Source organism: Phytobacter sp. V91 (assembly GCF_965644225.1).
GTDB lineage: Bacteria > Pseudomonadota > Gammaproteobacteria > Enterobacterales > Enterobacteriaceae > CBFFRJ01.
In genome coordinates, this window is record NZ_CBFFRJ010000052.1 from 17,946 (window position 1) to 33,707 (window position 15,762).

Sequence of the window (15,762 nt, forward strand, 5' to 3'; positions counted from 1 at the left end):
CTCCTTAAAGCGAGACCTTCGCCCACTCTTTCCCCCTGTCATTATGGTAAGCATCCGTTTGTTTAGACGATTTATGTCCGAGTAATTTCTGCGTATTAATTCCTTGCTCTTTGAACAGTCGTTCGGCCAGTGATCTCTGTTCATGGAAGGTGGCGGGAGTGCCATCTTTCCAATCTATATTTGCCAGATCCCGGGCGTTACTGAAATTCATTGTCAGCGTTCTCGCCTTGACCTGAGCTCCCCGAGCCGCTTGTGACGTTGAGCGGAAAAAGTGGACGAGATAAGGACTGACTGCATAATCCCGGCAGCGCGCCACAACATCCCTTAGGCTCCAGTTAATTGCATTACACCTCAGCGATAATGGAATGGCGATTTTGCTTCCTGTCTTTTCCTGCAATATATGTAAATGGTCATCCCAGATATCGCTGAATTTCATTCTGGAAATATCGCCAATACGCTGGGCCGTTACTATCGCCAGTAACATCGCATTCCCCATATATTTATGTTTTGAATCCGCGATTTCAAAAATCGCCAGCCATTCGTCCAGGCTAAGCCTCTGGCGGGTAATTTTCCTGCGCGGTTGTTTTGTTGCTAATGCCGGGTTAAAGCCTGGTGGAACCTCGCCTGCATGCTGAGCCTCTTTGAAAACATCAATCAAAACAGAACGAATAACTTGCGCCATGCGCGGTTGCCCATCGGAGATAGATTCATCAAGTATTTGGGCTATATCACGTACATCAACGGATGAAATTAACTTCATTCCTACCCGTTCCCGCATAAGAGCGACAGGCCTCTTTTTCTGCTTGTGGGTGTTAAGTTTTATGTCGCCGGTTTTGAGCCGTTCGTCCTGGATCTTCCAGTAACGATCAAGCCAGGTGCTTGCTGTTATTGCTTTCCCTTTACTGGTTGCGATGATGTCGCTGATTGCCAGCACTTGTCTTGAGCGTTGCTCAGCCAGGCGAGAGTTAGCTTCTATCGCTATTGCTACAGCTTCCGTCTCATCGGTGCCAAGAGAATGAAACTTCCCTGTTACGGGGTGTTTATATCGCCAGTAGACCTTATTCACCTTCCGACTGAAAAGGGGGTAAAGGTTAGGGACTGAAACGTTATTCTTACGGGGTCTGGCAGCCATCAGCCAAAATCCTTTGAAGTAATGGAGAATCGGTTTTCTTGATTATTGGTGCAGCAATATTCCCGGTAATCTCAGCATCTTCTCTAACCCGCCAGAAACGGCCATGTTTTGTTGCTGGTGGGGAAAACATATTTTGCTTTGCATATCGGCGCAACGTGTCCGTGCTCGGCGGATTGCTGCGGTATTTGGCTGCTGCCCATTCATCAAGCGTCATCAGTTGAAGCATATTCGACTCCTGAATAATGGCCCATCGCTGGGCCATAAGCTGATTTTAAATATTCAGTTTGAAACCAGGCGCTGCCAGATTGCAGAAACGTATTTGACCTGGTGGCGGGCGTCGGCCAGCGCGTTATGCATATCGCCGTCGAATGGGATCTCATGGCGTGGATTTATGCCGATGGCCTTGCCTAATTCCACTATTGTGCGCACATCACGGTCATTCCAGAAGGGTACGGAAAGCTCGGCACCAACCTGTTCGTAAGCCCGGCGTAAAATAACGTTATCGAATGAACTACCATTACCCCACAACTGCACCGATTTAATCCCGTTCGCTGAGTTGTCGTGTACAAACTCATCGAATTTATCTACCGCATCCATTAGCCCGATCGCATCACCACCCGTAATCGCAGCGCGCGCTTCCGGTGACTGCCTCAACCACCAGATGATTGTTGCGCCATCCGGTTTCGCGCCAAATTCCATTGCGGATTCGAGACTGACTATCTGATAAAACTCTGCGCCTGTAATACCAGTGTTCGGGTCGAAATATACCGCCCCAATCGCGACTATCGGCGCTTCCGGGTTGCTGCCCATGGTTTCTAAATCAACCATGAGGTGCGTCATCTGGCTGTCTACTTCAACACCAGAAATATGATGCCCGGTATCAATATTGTCTTCTAAGGTAACTGTTTCTGCACCAATTGCAGGACCGCTTTCAGTTGACACATTTGCTGTTTCGCCAGTTGATACCGCAGGATCAATTTGGGTTTCATCGTTGCCAGCTTTTTCCATCTGCACATCGTCGCCATCCTCGTTTTGTGGTTGTGTCGTGCTGGTGGTCGATTGCTGACTCATCAGTCCTTCAATGGAGAAAACGGTTTTGCTCAATCTGGCGACTTCCAGCAGCTCCTCAACCTGAGGGGCTATTCCGTCCGCTGCCGGTTCGCCAGCATCCGACTGGCTGGTGTTCGATGAATGGCGCGCGGCGCGCGGGTCTTCGTCCCATTCCGGATAGCCTTTAGATGGTTGGCCGTTTTCATACGTGCCGTTATCAGTCAGCCACTGGCGCGCCTGCACACGCAAATCGACAACGGATTGATCGCTATGCCACCTGATAGCGTGAGTTACACCATAAATAGACCAGGCGCTGTATTCGAGGATGTCGGGGAGCTTGCCCAGAACCTTAACGGCTTTGACATGAGCATCATCTTTCCTTTCCTGATAAGCCTTGGCCTCGAGTAACTGGTTTCGGCTGATTTTGCCGGGTTCGGCTGCCGGGAACAGCAGTGCTACGGCAATTTCGATAGACAGATTTGCATCTGACTGAGTTACTGCCCGCTGGTAGAACTGAGGAATATCCTGTGAGTCAGGCGCGCTGAGTTTGCCAGCATCCACGGTTTCGCTCTGTGCCGTTTCGCCGCTGCCTGCATGCTGAATTACGGCAACACGTTTGCCGCCAAGCCATTCGTTAACCAACAAGCCCCGGTCGATATGTTCAGTCGCAGCCCAGGCACGGATAAACCGCAAAAAGGTGTTAAGTTCATATCGCGCCGGTGGAGGAAGAACCTTTTTCACCGCAAAAACTAATTTAAAGAGATCATTGAGGGCGTATTTTTTTACTTCCGGGACGCTTCCTGCCGCAAGCAGTAGATCATGTGCATAATGGTTGTCGGTATCCATTAGCAGGTCAGCAACCAAAATGCGCTGGTCGGCGGTGATGTGGTAACGAAATTCTTCGCTTATAAATGCAGCAAGAACTTGCTTCTGGAAATCCATCTGAGCTATTGGATGCTCCATTTCGTCGGCGACAGAACCGTCGCCAGGTGTTGCAGGTAATTTGCCACTTTGCCAATCGTCCACCAACTGATTCCTGGAGTCAGGTTCAGCAGCGATCCAGTCAGTCACAAATTCGACCAGCAGGGGTGGGGTGTGCTCGCCATCCAGGGGGAATACTGCTTTAACTGCCTGCACCAGTTTCCACTCTACGTTCAGGGAGAGGTCGGCAAATTCAGCAACGTCGCTGATGGCCTGGAATAGGTTCCGCATATAGGTGTTAGCGGTTTCGAGAGCTGATTCACCTGAAGCCAGTTCGCTGGCGGCAATCTGCTGCTCTTTCGTGATATGTGTCTGGTATTTATCACCCAGCCAGGCGACGGCTAAACGAACAGCCACTCCACGACTTTCTACCGGGACAGTTGCCTCCTCAGGTTCCGGGGCTGGTTTAGATATCAGCCTCCAGGTGAGACCGTCATCGTTGAGCTCATAGCGTTCGCACCAGGTGTCGTCAAGCACACCTTCTTCTGGCAAATCATCGACCACATGCCAGTTAGTCCGTACTGGTTGCAGATAGTCGGCGCCGCGTCCGGTTTCTATCTCTGCATCCTCGAGGATGTTGGCGATCTCGCGATCTGCGCGGGAATCAGATTTTGCAGATAACCAGCAAAAAAGGTGTTTTGCATCAGCCGCTTTGGCTTTTGCTTTTATCAAATACGCATATGTCTGCATTGCGTTCGGGCTCCTAAAGGTTGTAAGATTCCCGGCAGCTAATGATTAGCCGCCTGCGGTGGTCATTGGTCAAAACTCGTTCCTGTGTCCGCTTTGGTCGGCGGCCAGGGCACTAACCCGCTTCGGCGGGTTTTGTGCTTTATGGGGTGGTGATTTTCCCGCCAGCCAGCTGCGAGACGAGAACGCTGTCCAGTGCGGCCAGTACAGGTTCGAAATCGCTGCCTGCCGGGATGCGTGTTACGGCGCGAATTACAGCAGCAACACTAATCTCGGTGTCAGGCTTGCAGAGGTGATAACCGCCGCCCGGACCTTTTTGCCCGGAGACGATTTTCGAAGTACGGAGCTTAGAGAAAATCTGCTCCAGATAAGATGGTGACAGGCTGGTTTCACGGCTTAACGTGGCAACGGTAATCGGGGCGCCGTTATAAAGCCGTTTCATAGCTGCGACGACACGCACCGATGACATCACTCGTTTCATTCCAAATTCCATGATTTATCCTTTTACCGGTTCCTGGCCATAGCCTGGGTTATTTCTGATGGCATCGCTCAAAACCTGTGTTGCTTCTTCATGTGGAAGAGTGAGCGCCAGCTTAATAGCAGTTGCGAGTGATTCTGCGACAACCTCGAATTTTCGAGCGATCCGGTTTGCCTCGTTTGTTTGTTCTGCTACAGCATCCATTTCAAACTCATGCTCCTGATAAACCTCATCCAGGACTTCGTCTTCTACTTCCTGCCAGAGTGCTTCTTTCACTTCGTGTACCGGCAACACGCCAATCAACTGCTCTGCTGGTGCGGTACTAAAACGCAGTGCTAATTCATTTGCAGACATATCTCCTCCTAAAAAGGCCCGCCGCGAGGCGGGCAAAGAAGATTTATCCAATTTAACCAGAACAGGTTGTCTCGGCCTGTTTGGTTAGGGTGGCGACATTGCCACCACGATGCCCCGTGCACTGGGCATCAGGCTGGCTACTGCCATTGGTCAAAACTCGTTTAAAAATGCACTGCTGGCTGTTGGTCGGCAGCCGATTTTTCCACCGGGAAACAGTCCCCTTTAACACTCTGCTCCGCAGCTGCTGAATTACAGTCTGCTTCTGTCTGGTAAACGCCCAGGGGAGTGTAGGAACACTCGCCAGTCAGCGCACAAACGGTGATGACTAAATAAAAAACGATGTTCATGCGGTCTCCGGGTTGCCTTTCTGCGCCAAGAGATAACAGAACTTGCGGATCAATGCGGTGAACCAGTTAAGGCGGACCGCTTGCTGGCCTATAGCCACTCGTGCGAAATCTGTCATGGAAAAATCCTCGTGGTGATGCCTGTTTTGCTTTGCCGTTTGCGCCCGGCTGGCGGAACGTTTGTCTGCTGCGCGTAAAAACTGAAATCGTAAAATCAACGTCGCCATTTCATCCGGTGTTTCGTATGCCGCCGGCAGCTACTTCGTGGGCGTCCTGCCTGAATTGCGTTGTTGATGAAATTTATTAAGCCATCAGCTTAGGTTTATGTCAAGTCTATGGCTTTGAAATTATTAAGTCATAGGCTTAAATGATGGCGTGCAGATGCGAGAAAAGGTGATTAAAAAAGAGGTGTGATTAATAAAAACAAAGCCCACGCTTGGGTGGGCTTTGACGGTGCAGACTGATTGGCTTTCAGTTAGACCATCTTGAACTGTCGTTCTTGGTGAGCTTTTAGCGTACAACGAAGATTTTTCAAATTCAATAATATGTATAAATACACAGTTCTTGGTTGTTGAAAATTATGAGAAAATTGCTCAACTAAGAAGCTCAATATCTTGGTCTCTGAACCACAAATCTTTTGGTCATTGGTCAAAACTCTACCTCGCAAGAGGGTGCCCATCTTGGTCGGTGGGTGCTGGTCAAATTGATATTGTTGGATCAAATCCTGGTCATTAAGGTGGCACTTAGTGATGCCTGGGCCAAGGTGTGTGGGCTGTCGTTCTTGGTGAATGGCGCGTCATACTGACAGGTAGTGTAAAGGTAAGGTATTGACGAACTGCGCCCTAATTTAAGGGCAACGGATGAATAATCTGATTTCGGCGTTTATCGCAGTATTAGAGTTCATTGTCGCATTTTTGCGACTGATCGAATTTATTAAATAAGTTTGAAACGTAACTAAGGCCAGAGTAACAAGCCAGCTACTCTGGCCTTTCATCTTTTATTCTTTCTTGAACCGCCCACGCAGGTATTTTTCTACGTACTCGTCTATCTCTTTGAGCCGTAATTCAAAGGTGTCTATCATCTTCTGACGTTCTGATTCAGGGAGTTGTCTATATAAATTCAGCAACTTCATCTCATCGTCTCCCAACCCAGAACCTTCCTCAACATCCTCACCGAGAAGCCATGCAACTGATACCCCTGCAGCTTCGGCTACCGCGATTGCAGATTTTTTACTGATTACGCCTTTTTTAAACCAGCCATTAACAGATTGAGGAGTGACATTGGCTATGCGCGCCATATCTGACTTGGTTATGCCGCGATTGTTTAGCTCTGATAGGCGCTCTACGAGTGTCATGGTTGCTCTTCTGGTTTATGTGATCGTGAAATCATAAGTCTTTTGCTTAAACTATGTAATTCGCCAGTGACTTGACTTTTTATTAAGTCTTTGGCTTAATTTGGTTAACCCCTCTAACTGGAGATAGAAAGTGAAAGGTTTAAATAAAGCCATCGAGATAGCTGGAAATGCATCTAAATTGGCACAGATGTTGGGAATCAAGCCAATGTCCGTCAGCCGTTGGAAAACGCGCTATAACGGAAACGTTCCCCCTAACCGTGTACGTGCAATTTACGAAAAAACAGGCGTAACCCCCCACGAACTACGTCCAGATCTTTACCCAAATCCAACGGATGGCTTGGCAAAGCACGAGGCATAAGTATGCAAACCATTGGCTTAAACCAGCTTAATCAACGTGCCCCCGTTTCTCTGAAATCGAAAAATCAGATTGAGCCACGCCGCCGGGACAATCTGAAACGCATGGCGATCAACACCGCTGTCAGCGAATGGGAAAAAACCTTGCCGGGCCAAGCGCAGGAAAAGATAGCGCGGCTGGTGGATGAGGAATGGCAGCGCACTGGCGGCAGGGGGATCACGGTCAACAAAATGAACCTGTTTCGCTACCTGCGTAACGAAAACGGATCCGAGAAATACAACCGCTATGTCATGCAGCTGGCCCCGGCCATTTCTGCAGTAATGCCAATTGAAATAGCGCGCGCCTACGGTCTGCGTTCTGGCAAGACTGAAGCGGAACTGGTGGCCGCGGCGATCAAAGAATGCGCTGAGGCGCACCAGGCAAAGTTGCATGGCGCGCCCCTGCAACGTCTGGAAAAAGAGATTTGGGAAGCTGCCACGTCGCTTTACGCGATGCTCCCGAAAGAAATATCAGAGCCAGCGCTGGCGCTGCTCAGCACCCTGGCGCCGCAGTGTTTTTGAAACGAGTTTTGACCAATGACCATTACGTCCGGGCAACCGGGCATCAGGAGTAACCATGGCCGCGCTGCCTTACATGCAACTTTACATTGCTGATTACCTGGCGGACACCATGCATTTGTCCACGGAGGAGCATGGTGCATATCTTCTCCTCATGTTCAATTACTGGCAAACGGGGAGATCTATACCAAAAAATCGTCTGGCGAAAATCGCGCGCGTTTCTGAGGCTCGCTGGATTGAGTTGGAAGCAGTTCTTAAAGAGTTCTTTGAGGACGATGGTGAAAGCTGGGTTCATTTGCGCATTGAGCGTGATATCGAAACAGTCGTTACTTCGCCCCGTGGGAAAAAATTACCAGGCGGGGATCCTCTCAAAGGATTTAATGGGTATGTCTACTTCATTAAAAACCCGGCCTCGGGGCTGATAAAGATTGGCTATTCAAAAAACCCATGGGCCCGCTTGTCTGAACTACGTAGGAACTACGGTAGTGAATTGACCGTAGTAGCTACGATAAAGACCGTAGAAAAGTCGGAAACCTCTATACACGCTGCCTTTGACCAATATCGGGTAGAAGGTGAATGGTTTGTTGAAAGTGAGTGTGTAAAAGCGGTCATTTTGGCAGTTGTAGCAGGTGAATTAACGACGGTAGATGCTACGCGTAGTTACGTAGATAACTACGGTAGTACACCTACGGCTACTACAAATACAGATCCAGATACAGATCTAAAAGAAAACCCAGAGAGAGATATACGCGAGCAAAACGAATTTTTCCCACCACTCGGAAAATTTCCGATCGCTGACGACTGGTTACCCAGCGCTGAATTTGTAGGTCAGGCGGCGCAGTGGGGGATCAATCTCGGAGATCAACCTGGATATACCGCAGTTGAGTTGCAGCAATTTCGAGACTACTGGAAATGCGAAGGGAAGGTTAAACACCACATTCAGTGGGAACAGACTTTCGCTGCCAGCCTGAAAACTTCACGCGCCAAAACAGCAGCCCCGACGCAGACCTCGCGCCGCCAGCCAGCTTTTGGCATTTCAACACCCGACACGGCGATCCCGCCGGGATTTAGGGGGTAACGATGAAATCAACAAGCGACATTCTGGGCCGTCTCCAGCGACTGATTCCGGCTGGTATTCAGCCGAAATTTACCAGCGCCGCAGAGCTAATGGCCTGGCAACAGGAAGAGGGCCGTAAGCGAGCTGCTGAACTAGAAAAGGAAAATCAGCGCGCACGCTCAGAGAAGATTTTTGGTCGGTCCGGTATTTGCGATCTGCACCGCAATTGCACGTTCGCGAATTATCAGGTGAACAACGACGGGCAAAAGCACGCGCTGTCACTCGCGAAAAGTTATGCGCAGAACTTCGGCAGTGGTTTCGCCAGCTTCGTTTTCAGCGGCGGTTGCGGTACCGGGAAAAATCACCTGGCGGCCGCAGTGGGTAACTTCCTGTTGCAACGCAATCACACCGTTCTGGTCGTGACTGTGCCCGATCTTATGCTGCGCACACGCAAATGCTACGACGAGGGCCAGTCCGAATCTGCACTTTTGGACGACCTTTGCAAAGTAGATCTGTTGGTGCTGGATGAAGTCGGTGTTCAGCGTGAAACCCGTAACGAGTGGGTATTGCTCAATCAAATTATCGATCGCCGCTTGGCGGCAATGAAACCTGTGGGGGTGCTGACCAACCTGAATTTTGACGAATTATCGAAAACCCTGGGCGAACGGGTAATGGACCGTCTGACCATGGATAACGGAATCTGGGTGAATTTTACCTGGGGGAGTTACCGCAAAAACGTGACCCATTTGCGGCTTGTGAAATAACCAATACGAGTTTTGACCAATGACCAGTAAAAAACGAATTACCCAATACGATCGCCTGGCTGTATTTGTCAGCAAAAACCCCGGGTGTACTGCGCCAAATGTTTGCGACGCATTTAACGCCGAGGCCGGTTCAGCTGGCGCGCAGCTGATTACGCTGATGGAGCGGGGCATTTTGACCCGCAAATATAACGGCACACATTACGAATACACCGTGGCGCCGGGCGCAGACATTCCAGATATCGAATTGCCGCAGCCAGAACAAAAAGCGGATCCCGCGCTGTTGGCGGCGGCGCTTGAAGAGGCACGGGGGCTGGAACAAGTCGGCCTCTGGCGCAGAGCCGCCACCAGGTACACCGAGATTATGCGCATCTGCTGCAACGGTGCCGAAATTTGGGACATAGCAAAGTTGCGCACTCGGTGTTTGAGAAAAGCCCGAACCCGGAGGGCGGCAGCATGCTGAAACCCAAGCAACAGGCAATCGTTGACTTTATGGCTGCCCAAAAAACGGTATCACCGCGTCAGGTTCGGCGGCTGTTGGCCTGCGACATCAAAGAGGCTTACGACCGTCTAAAGCGCCTGGCCATGGCAGGTATCGCCCGGAATGTTGGGAAAAAACGCCAACCGGAATACTGCCTGATTTTTGGCTGGGAAAAGCGGATTAAACCAGCGCCGGTGGTACGCGTAGTTAAACCCGTCGCGCAGGTTTGCCGGGAAAACTGGCAGGGATACCAGATTCACAAAATTATCGGGAGTGCGCAGAAATGAGTGAGCTGAATTACAACCCGGCAGACCCCGACAAAATGCAACTTCCGAAGGGTAAGACTTGCGGCGACTGCGCCCATATCCGTCGCTGCAAGGCAATTTACGGGCACACCGAAACTGATGCGTACTGCGACTGGTCGCCATCTCGTGCGGTTTTCGTTCAACCATCAAAAACCGAAGGTGATGCAGCATGATCCTGACCAACGAACAGATTCGAGCACCAAAAACGGCAGCTGAGATTATCGCCAACCAGTTGGAATATGCTCTGTCACTGGCCACACCCGGCCCACGGCACTTTGACGATAATTTGGGGCTGACTGTATCGAGCGATCGCTACCGTGACCTGACCGTTAAGCACGACAGTGGTCGCAATGGTGATAACGACATGCGTTTTATTGCCCTTTGCTCACCGGAGAACATCAAGGTGTTGCTGGACGAACGGCGGGCACTTCTGTCCGCGAGGCAAAAGCCGCTGGTGGATGGCATTTTTAAACCCGGTGATGCTGTTGGTGTTTTCAATATCGGCAATGAGTTTTGCCCCGACCACCTCGTTGCCTGGACTGTAAAAGGCCAGAACCTGCCTGCGGGGAATTACTGGCTGTACATCCACCAAGCGCCATCAATGCCTGACCAATCAGCCCTTGCTGATGCTATCGACGCGATCGTTAATGATGTCCTCTCCGTTGAAACAATCGCTACGACGGGAGCTATTAAGGCGCTATTCAGCATGAAAACCGGAGAGATGCGCCTTGCCGCTGCTGTTGCGCCATCAATCCCGGCAGCAGGAGGGGAGCGATGACAGAGCAGACGATTTTAGACATGTGCTGCGGTTCCCGCATGTTCTGGTATGACAAGCAGGACTCCCGCGCTGTTTTCTCTGACATACGGAAAGAAGAACACGAGCTTTGCGACGGGCGCCGGCTGGTTATCAACCCGGATGTCATCGCTGACTTCCGTGAACTGCCGTTCGCTGATGCATCGTTCCCGGTTGTGGTATTCGACCCGCCACACCTTGATCGCGTTGGTGATAACTCCTGGATGGGTAAAAAGTACGGGCGATTGAAAAAAAACACATGGCGTGACGACCTGCGCGCCGGTTTTGCTGAAGCATTTCGAGTGCTGCGGGCACACGGCGTTCTCATCTTCAAATGGAATGAAACCCAAATCCCAGTTAGCCAGATTCTGGCGTTGACAGATGTAAAGCCAGTCATTGGTCAGCGCACCGGAAAGAATGACAAAACCCACTGGATCATCTTCGTAAAGGGAGGTGCTGAGTGAGTGACGCATTACTCGAGTATGCCTGCGGTCGAATCAGCGAGCTGGAATCCCTGCTGCTGGTGGACGTTCCCGAGACTGTCTGGCCTGCTGAGGTTGCGCTGATCTACTCACAAGTTGAACGCGCCGGGGATCTCCCGGCGCACCACCAGCGCCGCCTGAAATTTCATATCAACCGCATGTGGCTTGAACGCTTGCCAGTGCCGGCAATCATTGAAGCTGCCAAATCGCTGGCCAATGCCATGGAGAAATACGCGTGAGAGAAATCATTGTTGATAATTTTGCTGGTGGTGGTGGGGCGTCTACCGGCATTGAACTGGCTACCGGCCGAAGCGTGGATATCGCTATCAACCACGACGAGAACGCCGTGGCGATGCATAGCACCAACCACCCGGACACGCTGCACTATTGCGAAAACGTGTATGACGTTAAACCAAAAGTAGCAACAGCTGGACGCCCCGTTGCGCTGGCGTGGTTCAGTCCAGACTGCAGACATTTTTCGAAAGCAAAAGGAGCGAAACCAGTCGAGAAAGCAATCCGTGGGCTGGCGTGGGTAACTCTTCGCTGGGGGCTGGATGTTGATCCTCGTGTGATGACGCTGGAAAACGTCGAAGAGTTTAAAACGTGGGGGCCGCTGCTTGCGGCAGAAATGCGCCCTGATCCAGATCGCGTCGGCGAAACATTCCGGGCATTTGTCGGCATGCTGACAACCGGAATCCCGGCGAATCATCCGGCTCTGGCCGAATGCTGCGAATTTCTGAATATTTCACTTGATAGCGAGGATGCCGCACGACTGGTAAAAGGCCTAGGTTACGCTGTTGAGTATCGTGAGTTGCGCGCATGTGATTATGGAGCGCCGACAATCCGTAAGCGGTTCTTCATGGTGATGCGCCGGGATGGGCAGCCCATAGCGTGGCCGAAAGCCACCCACGGGGATCCGAAAACAGCCGCGGTTAAATCAGGTGAGTTGAAACCGTGGAGAACGGCGGCGGAGTGTATCGACTGGAGTATTCCGTGCCCGTCGATTTTTGACCGTAAAAAATCGCTGGCGGTGAACACTATGCGCCGGATTGCGCGGGGCATTGAGCGTTTCGTCGTGAACAGCGCCACGCCGTTTATCGTGAAGTGCAACCACACCAGCACCAAAACGAGCTACGACTGTTTCCGTGGGCAATCGCTCGCTGAGCCGGTGCAGACGATAACGAAAAAGCACGGTTTTGCTGTGGCGGTACCGCACCTGACGAAATTCCGCACCGGGGCAACCGGGCAGGCAGTCACCGAACCGGTACCGACGGTCACCGCTGACACATCAAAACGCCCGGGTGGTAACGGCCATGCCCTTGGTTTAGTTGAAGCAGCTCTAACACCGTTCCTGGCTGGTAATGGCGGCAGTGAATACCAGGCGAAGCCTCGCCCACTGGATAAGCCAGCTCACACCATTCTGAAAGAATCCCGAGCGTGTGTCGTTGCGCCGGTAATCGCCCGGCAGTTCGGCAACAGTGTTGGTCACCGTGCTGACGAGCCGAGCGCAACAATCACCGCTGGTGGGGGCGGTAAATCGCAGTTGGTGGCCGCGAACCTGATCAAACATTACGGGGGTAATTATACGGGTCCGGGAATTGGCGCTGATGAACCGACGCACTCAGTGACGACGGTAGACCATCACGCATTGCTTACGTCGCACCTGGTTATTTTGCGCGGCACCTGCAAAGACGGGCGTGTGGTCGACGAGCCAGCGCCGGGGTTAACTGCTGGTGGTCAGCATGTGGGTGAGGTGCGTACACTGCTGGCGGCCAACGATTATGACGAACGCCGGGCAGACCAGGTAGCAGAATTCCTGCATGAATACGGTATTAGTGAATTCGTGACGATTGGGGGCGTAGTCTATCGAATTGTCGATATTGGCATGCGCATGCTGCAACCGGCTGAGCTTTACCGCGCCCAGGGCTTCCCGGACTGGTACATCATTGACCGGGATTATCGCGGGGTGAAATATGCCAAAGACAAGCAGGTGGCACGGTGCGGCAATGCTGTACCGCCCCATTTCGCAGAGGCACTGGTTAGGGCTAACTTGTTAGAGCTTTGTATCAACGAAAACGCAGCTTGAAGAGTTGAGTAATGGCGTTGTGAAGCGGCATTACTCAAACTGTTGTTGCCAACCATGAGGGTGTGGAAAAAGACCATATAAGTAATTGAGATTGTGTCTGCAGCAATACTAGTAGCGTATCCTATCAAACACTTCTAAAAAACTTCATTACTTTAACCCATCAATCAAACCTTGAAATTCAACCACTGGATTTCCTGAAATTCTCAGAAGACCTTTCAAAAACTTTACATCAGATTGGCTAAATTTGTAATCTGTATTGGTTGATAATTTGTCAATGGCATTTTTGATAATTTCTAATGGTAAGGCAAGCATCGCATGATCGCTATCAAAGCAATAAGTATGTTGCGTATCTAGAATATATTCCTTGATTAATATCTGCAGCCCAACAGAAGCTTTATTAAAAATAGCTGGTTTTCCCGGCTCACTAAAACGGCCATTTTTGTAATTTGCTTGCTCTCTTTGTGACATTAACCATTCGAAAGGTTCCTCCATGTCTATTTCTTGCGTAACGAAAGGGCTGGATGCATTGTATTTCTTGAAAAGGGACATTACTAATTTATGTGTTGTTCCCTTGGCCTTAACTGGATGCTCACCCTGTCTAACCTTTATAGAGTAGCCCTTTGTTCCGACATAGAATATACAACACCCATCTAAGGAGAGTATTGAACGCAAAGCATAGAACGCACAATAATATAGCTTTACAGTGGACCAGCTAAAAAAACCTCCTTGAATGCCTTTTATTGCCTCGGCATATGATATGAGAGCAGAGTAAAGATAATTAATTGCATCATTTTTAAGGCATTTGTCTAGCTCAGTAGTGATTGGGCCTGTTAAGATGCAATTATTAATCGAATCTATATTGACTTGATTAATATTAAATTTTAGGTTTATGCATTCCTGAGCGTGGTGCATTAGAATCTAAGCTCCTTTTGCTCCACTTTAGGTTCGAAAGATTTATCTAATCTTTCAATAACTACTCTTATAGCTTCCTTACCTGATTTCTTACTTACTTCATCTTGTTTTATCAATCCATTCTGCCTGATATTCAATACTTCCTCTATAGTTAATTGTTCAAAAGAATTTTTTTGTGTGCAGTAGGGGATGATTTTTGTAACATAGAATTCGCAAGCTGCACTGAAACCAGCAGCATATTGAAATGCGTTGAAGTTTGAATCCCAATCCTCTTGATACTCGTTAGCTATAGCTGAAAAGTAATTGTAGAAACATTTGAACTGAAGAGATAATTCAGTAATGCCGATTTGCTCAAAAATTGCTTTTTCTTCAACGAGGGGTTTTATCGCGCTTACAGCAGTGGAAAGTGCAATACCCCCTTTGCGTCTTTTCTCGCCAGGAAATTTAATTTTTCCGAAATAAGGAGATGATTCCTCTTTGTTTAGATATTCCGCAATATCCCTCGCTCTTGACGAGGCGGGGTCGAGAGTAGTGTCTGAACTTATGCCATACAGATCATAAACAAGGCTGCGGGGAGCAGGTTTTTGCTCAGTGTTGATTGCTAAAAATATATCCGCACATTCTTTTGTTGATAAGTTCAGATAAATTACAACTGGTATTTGCAAGTCTTCTAACGATGGGTCTTCTTTTATTGCTGCTTTGATTCCAGCAACTCGGTGTTGACCATCAATTATTTGAGCTGAACGAGATTTCATCTCAAACTCGATTGATGTGTCTTTGATTTCAATATTATCTTGAATTGTCCAGTTAAGTACAATCGCGGCAGGGAAATCCCCCCCAGATAAAACAAACTCTTTAATACCTTTGATTCTTCTTTCAATTAAAATTCGTTGAACTGCCCCGACTTCATCGTCTACCCCTCTGACTGCAGTATAAGTGATCTCACTCAATGTTTTTGCAGACATAGTAGTCAGTATAAAATCTCTATGCTTTTGACTAATTTTTATGATCTGATTAATAATCACAAGCTCACCTTTTTGTTATGAGATAGGTAATCGTAATGTCGATATGGGTGCATTTTTAGTATGTTTATTATCAGATATGTATTTGTTAGTAAAGAGAATATTTCAGCGCAATTAGTCTTTATAGCATTTTTACCCAGTGGCAAGGCAATAAATTGTTTAAAAAATGAGCTCCGCATGCATTTGATGTCCCGCTAAACATGCAAGTTATTGCTCTTTAAAACATTCACAGCTTGATAAAATGAGTAATCCCTGATGTTTCTCATCCGATGTTTTGACTTAGATACAGTTTAGCGCGATCAGGTTGAGGAGTGATGAATTCTGAACACACCGTAATGCATACGTTATGCTGAGTTACGTAAAATCAACCAGTTAATCGCAAATCTCCTGTCTTTCATACGAAACTTAGTTTTAGGTGTGGATAAAATTTTCATAAATATCATTAATTTATTTTGCATTGATTAATATCCCTCTTTAAAATACTGTATATATCAGGGTCTTCCCCGATTATGGTGGGAAGACTCAGAACGCCATATTCAGCTTCCCGTAGTGGAACATCACTCCCAGTTTG

The 15,762-nt window shown here is 49.1% G+C and carries 21 protein-coding genes; 11 read left to right on the top strand and 10 right to left on the bottom strand.

Going from position 1 to position 15,762, the window contains the following annotated elements; all coding sequences use genetic code 11:
• Nucleotides 1-4 precede the first annotated feature (4 nt).
• The 8 genes from ACSZO4_RS12585 to ACSZO4_RS12620 form a co-directional block, all read right to left on the bottom strand.
• Nucleotides 5-1,132: a phage integrase Arm DNA-binding domain-containing protein gene (locus tag ACSZO4_RS12585; RefSeq protein WP_437889314.1), complete on the bottom strand. Its 1,128-nt coding sequence runs from the start codon at nt 1,130-1,132 to the stop codon at nt 5-7.
• Complete coding sequence (locus tag ACSZO4_RS12590) at nt 1,113-1,358, bottom strand: excisionase (protein ID WP_090087856.1); 246 nt, start codon at nt 1,356-1,358, stop codon at nt 1,113-1,115. Before ACSZO4_RS12590 ends, ACSZO4_RS12585 begins: the two co-directional genes overlap by 20 nt.
• Nucleotides 1,359-1,411: 53 nt before the next feature.
• Nucleotides 1,412-3,853 carry a 3'-5' exoribonuclease domain-containing protein gene (locus ACSZO4_RS12595; RefSeq protein ID WP_437889315.1) on the bottom strand — a complete coding sequence of 814 codons (2,442 nt, stop codon included), beginning with the start codon at nt 3,851-3,853 and terminating at the stop codon, nt 1,412-1,414.
• A 139-nt stretch (nt 3,854-3,992) separates the two neighbouring features.
• Nucleotides 3,993-4,343, bottom strand: a complete 351-nt coding sequence (locus tag ACSZO4_RS12600; RefSeq protein ID WP_437889316.1) for an RrF2 family transcriptional regulator — start codon at nt 4,341-4,343, stop codon at nt 3,993-3,995.
• A 3-nt stretch (nt 4,344-4,346) separates the two neighbouring features.
• Nucleotides 4,347-4,682: a hypothetical protein gene (locus tag ACSZO4_RS12605; protein WP_437889317.1), complete on the bottom strand. Its 336-nt coding sequence runs from the start codon at nt 4,680-4,682 to the stop codon at nt 4,347-4,349.
• Between the two features lie 161 nt (nt 4,683-4,843).
• Nucleotides 4,844-5,029, bottom strand: coding sequence for a DUF1482 family protein (locus ACSZO4_RS12610; protein ID WP_437889318.1), 186 nt, complete (start codon nt 5,027-5,029; stop codon nt 4,844-4,846).
• Nucleotides 5,026-5,253: a hypothetical protein gene (locus tag ACSZO4_RS12615; protein WP_437889319.1), complete on the bottom strand. Its 228-nt coding sequence runs from the start codon at nt 5,251-5,253 to the stop codon at nt 5,026-5,028. Before ACSZO4_RS12615 ends, ACSZO4_RS12610 begins: the two co-directional genes overlap by 4 nt.
• A 770-nt stretch (nt 5,254-6,023) precedes the next feature.
• Nucleotides 6,024-6,380: a helix-turn-helix domain-containing protein gene (locus ACSZO4_RS12620; RefSeq protein ID WP_437889320.1), complete on the bottom strand. Its 357-nt coding sequence runs from the start codon at nt 6,378-6,380 to the stop codon at nt 6,024-6,026.
• 130 nt (nt 6,381-6,510) lie between these two features.
• Between ACSZO4_RS12620 and ACSZO4_RS12625 the strand changes: the two genes are divergently transcribed.
• Genes ACSZO4_RS12625 through ACSZO4_RS12675 form a run of 11 tightly spaced genes read left to right on the top strand, consistent with a single transcriptional unit; the run spans nt 6,511 to nt 13,257 of the window.
• Nucleotides 6,511-6,738, top strand: coding sequence for a transcriptional regulator (locus tag ACSZO4_RS12625; protein WP_437889321.1), 228 nt, complete (start codon nt 6,511-6,513; stop codon nt 6,736-6,738).
• A 2-nt stretch (nt 6,739-6,740) separates the two neighbouring features.
• Nucleotides 6,741-7,295 carry a toxin YdaT family protein gene (locus ACSZO4_RS12630; RefSeq protein ID WP_437889322.1) on the top strand — a complete coding sequence of 185 codons (555 nt, stop codon included), beginning with the start codon at nt 6,741-6,743 and terminating at the stop codon, nt 7,293-7,295.
• A 55-nt stretch (nt 7,296-7,350) separates the two neighbouring features.
• On the top strand, nt 7,351-8,370 hold the full coding sequence (locus tag ACSZO4_RS12635; protein ID WP_437889323.1) for a DUF1376 domain-containing protein: 1,020 nt from the start codon (nt 7,351-7,353) through the stop codon (nt 8,368-8,370).
• Between the two features lie 2 nt (nt 8,371-8,372).
• Nucleotides 8,373-9,113, top strand: coding sequence for an ATP-binding protein (locus tag ACSZO4_RS12640; RefSeq protein WP_437889324.1), 741 nt, complete (start codon nt 8,373-8,375; stop codon nt 9,111-9,113).
• Between the two features lie 19 nt (nt 9,114-9,132).
• A complete protein-coding gene (locus ACSZO4_RS12645) occupies nt 9,133-9,573 on the top strand; it encodes a PerC family transcriptional regulator (RefSeq protein ID WP_437889325.1) in 441 nt (146 codons plus the stop codon).
• On the top strand, nt 9,567-9,878 hold the full coding sequence (locus ACSZO4_RS12650) for a hypothetical protein (RefSeq protein ID WP_437889326.1): 312 nt from the start codon (nt 9,567-9,569) through the stop codon (nt 9,876-9,878). The genes ACSZO4_RS12645 and ACSZO4_RS12650 overlap by 7 nt, the downstream gene beginning before the upstream one ends.
• Nucleotides 9,875-10,069 (top strand): hypothetical protein, encoded by a 195-nt coding sequence (locus ACSZO4_RS12655; protein ID WP_437889327.1) that lies wholly within the window; start codon nt 9,875-9,877, stop codon nt 10,067-10,069. The genes ACSZO4_RS12650 and ACSZO4_RS12655 overlap by 4 nt, the downstream gene beginning before the upstream one ends.
• Nucleotides 10,066-10,674 carry a hypothetical protein gene (locus tag ACSZO4_RS12660; RefSeq protein ID WP_437889328.1) on the top strand — a complete coding sequence of 203 codons (609 nt, stop codon included), beginning with the start codon at nt 10,066-10,068 and terminating at the stop codon, nt 10,672-10,674. The genes ACSZO4_RS12655 and ACSZO4_RS12660 overlap by 4 nt, the downstream gene beginning before the upstream one ends.
• Nucleotides 10,671-11,153 carry a class I SAM-dependent methyltransferase gene (locus ACSZO4_RS12665; protein WP_437889329.1) on the top strand — a complete coding sequence of 161 codons (483 nt, stop codon included), beginning with the start codon at nt 10,671-10,673 and terminating at the stop codon, nt 11,151-11,153. The genes ACSZO4_RS12660 and ACSZO4_RS12665 overlap by 4 nt, the downstream gene beginning before the upstream one ends.
• On the top strand, nt 11,150-11,410 hold the full coding sequence (locus ACSZO4_RS12670) for a hypothetical protein (RefSeq protein WP_437889330.1): 261 nt from the start codon (nt 11,150-11,152) through the stop codon (nt 11,408-11,410). The genes ACSZO4_RS12665 and ACSZO4_RS12670 overlap by 4 nt, the downstream gene beginning before the upstream one ends.
• Entirely contained in the window at nt 11,407-13,257 is a 1,851-nt protein-coding gene (locus ACSZO4_RS12675) for a DNA cytosine methyltransferase (RefSeq protein WP_437889331.1), read from the top strand. The genes ACSZO4_RS12670 and ACSZO4_RS12675 overlap by 4 nt, the downstream gene beginning before the upstream one ends.
• A gap of 147 nt (nt 13,258-13,404) precedes the next feature.
• Here ACSZO4_RS12675 and ACSZO4_RS12680 read toward each other — a convergent pair whose 3' ends face one another.
• Entirely contained in the window at nt 13,405-14,169 is a 765-nt protein-coding gene (locus ACSZO4_RS12680) for a hypothetical protein (protein WP_437889332.1), read from the bottom strand.
• Nucleotides 14,169-15,194, bottom strand: coding sequence for a DGQHR domain-containing protein (locus ACSZO4_RS12685; RefSeq protein ID WP_437889333.1), 1,026 nt, complete (start codon nt 15,192-15,194; stop codon nt 14,169-14,171). Before ACSZO4_RS12685 ends, ACSZO4_RS12680 begins: the two co-directional genes overlap by 1 nt.
• Nucleotides 15,195-15,762 lie beyond the last annotated feature (568 nt).

Coding starts and splice junctions, on each gene's coding strand:
- ACSZO4_RS12645 (WP_437889325.1), top strand. CDS start 9,133: ATGACCAGTAAAAAACGAATTACCCAATACGATCGCCTGGCTGTATTT.
- ACSZO4_RS12610 (WP_437889318.1), bottom strand. CDS start 5,029: ATGAACATCGTTTTTTATTTAGTCATCACCGTTTGTGCGCTGACTGGC.
- ACSZO4_RS12600 (WP_437889316.1), bottom strand. CDS start 4,343: ATGGAATTTGGAATGAAACGAGTGATGTCATCGGTGCGTGTCGTCGCA.
- ACSZO4_RS12620 (WP_437889320.1), bottom strand. CDS start 6,380: ATGACACTCGTAGAGCGCCTATCAGAGCTAAACAATCGCGGCATAACC.
- ACSZO4_RS12605 (WP_437889317.1), bottom strand. CDS start 4,682: ATGTCTGCAAATGAATTAGCACTGCGTTTTAGTACCGCACCAGCAGAG.
- ACSZO4_RS12680 (WP_437889332.1), bottom strand. CDS start 14,169: ATGCACCACGCTCAGGAATGCATAAACCTAAAATTTAATATTAATCAA.
- ACSZO4_RS12590 (WP_090087856.1), bottom strand. CDS start 1,358: ATGCTTCAACTGATGACGCTTGATGAATGGGCAGCAGCCAAATACCGC.
- ACSZO4_RS12615 (WP_437889319.1), bottom strand. CDS start 5,253: ATGGCGACGTTGATTTTACGATTTCAGTTTTTACGCGCAGCAGACAAA.
- ACSZO4_RS12650 (WP_437889326.1), top strand. CDS start 9,567: ATGCTGAAACCCAAGCAACAGGCAATCGTTGACTTTATGGCTGCCCAA.
- ACSZO4_RS12585 (WP_437889314.1), bottom strand. CDS start 1,132: ATGGCTGCCAGACCCCGTAAGAATAACGTTTCAGTCCCTAACCTTTAC.
- ACSZO4_RS12635 (WP_437889323.1), top strand. CDS start 7,351: ATGGCCGCGCTGCCTTACATGCAACTTTACATTGCTGATTACCTGGCG.
- ACSZO4_RS12595 (WP_437889315.1), bottom strand. CDS start 3,853: ATGCAGACATATGCGTATTTGATAAAAGCAAAAGCCAAAGCGGCTGAT.
- ACSZO4_RS12660 (WP_437889328.1), top strand. CDS start 10,066: ATGATCCTGACCAACGAACAGATTCGAGCACCAAAAACGGCAGCTGAG.
- ACSZO4_RS12665 (WP_437889329.1), top strand. CDS start 10,671: ATGACAGAGCAGACGATTTTAGACATGTGCTGCGGTTCCCGCATGTTC.
- ACSZO4_RS12655 (WP_437889327.1), top strand. CDS start 9,875: ATGAGTGAGCTGAATTACAACCCGGCAGACCCCGACAAAATGCAACTT.
- ACSZO4_RS12630 (WP_437889322.1), top strand. CDS start 6,741: ATGCAAACCATTGGCTTAAACCAGCTTAATCAACGTGCCCCCGTTTCT.
- ACSZO4_RS12640 (WP_437889324.1), top strand. CDS start 8,373: ATGAAATCAACAAGCGACATTCTGGGCCGTCTCCAGCGACTGATTCCG.